We start from the raw sequence: 3777 nt of genomic DNA on the forward strand, positions 1-3777 counted from the left end.
GTAGCTTGGTGTCAGTTGTAGTACAGTCTTAGGGTGGCGTTTAATATCAAGCATAACTATCAACTCTTCATGCGGGTGGCACTTTGAAGAACAATAATGTATTACATTAGTAATACAGGTCAAGTTTATATACAATCTTTTTATGTATTACATTGGTAATACAATTTATACTAGCTACTTTAGCAATTATGTATTACTAATGTAATACATAATTAAATTGGTAGTGAAAGGAAATAGTGAAAGCTTTCAAATACTGACAAAGTAAGAGATAGGGTGTATATTTGTAATACATTTGTAGTTCATTTTGAAATATTGGTTATGTTATTTGTAATACTTATGTAATACAAAGGGTAGGGGGATGGCTAAAAAAATTGCGGTTACAAACCAGAAGGGTGGGGTTGGTAAAACAACCACATGTATAAATATTAGTGCGGAGTTAGCTAGGCTTGGAAAAAAAGTATTAGCCATCGACCTTGATCACCAAGCAAACCTAACCAAGGTCCTAAGTGGAGGTGAGAGCAAATTCAACCTAACCGTTGCTGATTTATTTTCAAATCACAAAGTTAAAATTGAGGATGCAATACATCAAGCAAAGTCTGATGGAGACTATATTGATAACCTTTACTATATCCCTTCCCACATCACACTTAGCAGACAAATAGAACAGTGCTTAACAAGAGTCCATAGAGAACGAATACTACAACGGCACTTAAAAAAGCTAGAAGGGGACTACGATATTATTCTCTTAGACTGTCCGCCATCACTTTCACTGAGTGTTACAAATGCAATGCTCATTGCTGATTTATTTCTTATGCCAATTGATGGAGGCAGATTCGCTCTAGATGGATTAAGCGACCTACTCGATGCAATAGAAGAGGTCAAAGAGACCAATGATGTAAACTTTGCTGTATTTAGAAATGAATATGCAAGCCAAAACAAGTTAATGAATGACTTTCTTACAGAGCAACTACAAGTTATCAATGGAAAAGTATTGAAGTCGAAAGTAAGGAGGAGTGAGGCCATTGGACAAGCAAGTGTTACGGCCCAACCTCTAAAGTACTATTCAAAAAGTGCTCTTGCGAACCGCGATTACAAAGAGCTAGCTAAAGAAATCCTTGAACGAATTTGATATACAAATGTAATACAATTTGGACCTGAAATGAGTAAGTTAACTGGCACTACGAATCTTAATAGTCGTTTTAGCAAAAAAGAAGAGCCTGAGGAAATACCTCAGATAAAAGAAAAGCTGACTACGGTTAAGACAAACCGTAATGTAACAACAGGCTTAAGTCCAAAGCCATTCAGGCTGACAACAGATGATATTTCAGGACTACAGGAGTTGACAGAAGAAATACAAAGCATGACAAAAAAGAATATTACTGAAGCAAAAGTAATTCGCGGTTTGATTGGAATGAGAGACAAAATAAACAAGAAAAAGCTATTAGAATCAATAATGCATAACACTTAATGTAATACATTTGATATACAATAACCACGCAAACCGTACTACAAATGTAATACATTTAATTGTGTTATGTATTACATTTGTAGTACTTTAATATTCATCAAAGCCCCTACCAACCCAACTCATATCATCTAAATCAGGTTCTCGGGTGCTCTTTGACTGCTGTTCCTGGTGTCTTAAAATTCCTAAAAAATACGCAGCTGAGTCTTTAACTTTACCAGCTTGTTTGGCTTTGGTGTAACTTAAAAATGCTTGGCTAGCAGAAATACCATCAAGCTTTGACGCCAGTAGTTTAACAACTTGATCTGGCAGTTCAGGAACTGCACTTGCGAGCATAGCAGCGACAGCTTCGTCATAGCTATCAGGTAAAATATCAGCTTCATGTACTTTACTATCTTCAATAGCCTCAAACTTGACATTGTGTCGAATAGTAAAGTTAATACTATTTACACTACGCCCCTTTCGAATTGGCTCGTAATCAAAAGCTATATCTGTTTTTTCTGACAGCTCTCTTTGTGTTTTATCTAAAACATTCCGTCTAAACTCAGCAAAACGCTTATACCTTCCTTCCTCAACGCCAATAAACCCTCTCAGTTGGCTAAGTTCTATTTTTCTATAAGCTAGTGACTGTCCCTCTTTGACAGCTTTCAATGTTAGAAACTGCCTTAACAGCTCATACAGTCTAATTGAGTAAACAGACTGTAAATTAATGACTTGTTTTAAATGATATGTAGTAAAGCTGTTCTTTACCTGAAGCAAATAAGGCTTTAGTTCTGGAGAGAAAGAAAATTCTACTAATCCTCTAGAGGGAGAATAGCGGGCATGAGAAAACCAGTTTGCCATTAAAAAACCATCAGGTTCTTCAGGTTCGCGTATCTGTATAAGGCTAGACATAAGCCTTTTGCAAATTTCTTCAATCTCTCTAGGCTTATTGGATAGCTGACTTTGTTTGTTTTTTCTATATAAATTTTGCTTATCGATATTAGTCAGCTTTTCTAGTTCACTTAGCGTTATATGGTACTTTTTAAAGTCTTCATCGTCAGGCGATAACTGACTAATAACCGCTAGAATAACCTTCTGATCGCGAAGTGTTAACTTTGATGTCGTTTCAATCAAAACGGCTTCAACTAACTGGTTTGCTTTTGTGATCCTAAGTTTATCTATTTCTGTATTGTCAGAACCCATAATCACCCTTAAATGTTTTGACAAGTTCTAGCAATCAACACAAATAAAGTGTAAACCACCAACACATATTACACCTTTCGCCCTAAAATGACTATAAAATATACATTCACAACAATAAAGTGTAATACAAAACCAATAATAACACTTTAATTGTGTTAAAAGCTACACTTAAACCACAAAAGGTGTAATCAAAAAATACTATTTACATCTTTTATGTGTCAGTTACTACACAGTTAATTGAGAATCAATTTCACAGATGGTTAAAATTCAAACAGTTAAAAAGAGTTAAACATTTGTGTCAAATCCTACACTTTACTATGTCAATTACTACACCCTTTTATGTCAATCACTACACCCAACAGTGTTAGTTACTACACCTTTTTGTGTCAATCACTACACCATAAATCGCTACAGGCCAGGTATATCAATGGATACAGCCAACCTGAAAACAAGAAAAACAAGTATTAAAAACAAGATAAACAAGACAAACTAAAAAACGAGTTTGTGAGCTGGAATGTTGATGTTAAAATAATCAAAGTTTTGAAAAGCAATAGATACACCTAAAACGCCGTACAGTTCGATTTAAGCAATTTTAAGATTCTACTGCTACCCTTGCCTTAGTTGATACAGAAAAACCTCAAGAATAAGTTCACAGCTCGATATACGACATAATTTGTATGACCTTTTGCTATATACTCCAGTTGACTTATAACTAGGTTGATGGTTTTGTGTTTTGGCTAGTATAGAAACTAAAGGCGGGAGAAGTAGCTACATGGTCCTATGGTATTGGTGCAAATGAAGTCGATGGTACTGAGGTGCCACAGGGGGGGGGGGGTTGAGTTGTGTACATTTTTGAAGTGATTCTGTTTGGCTTTATTTGCCTAGCGATGACTCTGTTAAAAGAAAGGTTGCTTTAATTCCATGACTGAAAAGCTGTTAGATTTATTTAATCGAGCCTAAAAACTAGCCCAGTTCGTTTGGTTTTTTGCATTTTAGATAGGAATTTCAAAGTGCTGTGTCTCTTTGCAACACAACCATTAAAAAAGTATAATAAATTATTATTTGCTTTGAATAATTAATACGCATACTGACGTACTTTTAATAAATGACAAATAATCAGCTAGTTA

The 3777-nt window shown here is 35.1% G+C and carries 3 protein-coding genes; 2 read left to right on the forward strand and 1 reads right to left on the reverse strand.

What is annotated here, in order from left to right:
• The first annotated feature begins 358 nt into the window (after positions 1-358).
• Positions 359-1129 carry a ParA family protein gene (locus KCG35_RS23900; RefSeq protein WP_215822370.1) on the forward strand — a complete coding sequence of 257 codons (771 nt, stop codon included), beginning with the start codon at positions 359-361 and terminating at the stop codon, positions 1127-1129.
• Positions 1130-1159: 30 nt separating this feature from the next.
• On the forward strand, positions 1160-1468 hold the full coding sequence (locus KCG35_RS23905) for a hypothetical protein (protein ID WP_215822371.1): 309 nt from the start codon (positions 1160-1162) through the stop codon (positions 1466-1468).
• 87 nt (positions 1469-1555) lie between these two features.
• On the opposite strand, the gene KCG35_RS23910 is transcribed toward KCG35_RS23905, so the two are convergent.
• The gene (locus tag KCG35_RS23910; RefSeq protein WP_215822372.1) at positions 1556-2650 is read right to left on the reverse strand and encodes a replication initiation protein; all 1095 of its coding nucleotides are present in this window, start codon (positions 2648-2650) and stop codon (positions 1556-1558) included.
• Positions 2651-3777: the final 1127 nt, after the last annotated feature.

This window comes from Zooshikella harenae (assembly GCF_018837975.1).
GTDB lineage: Bacteria > Pseudomonadota > Gammaproteobacteria > Pseudomonadales > Zooshikellaceae > Zooshikella > Zooshikella harenae.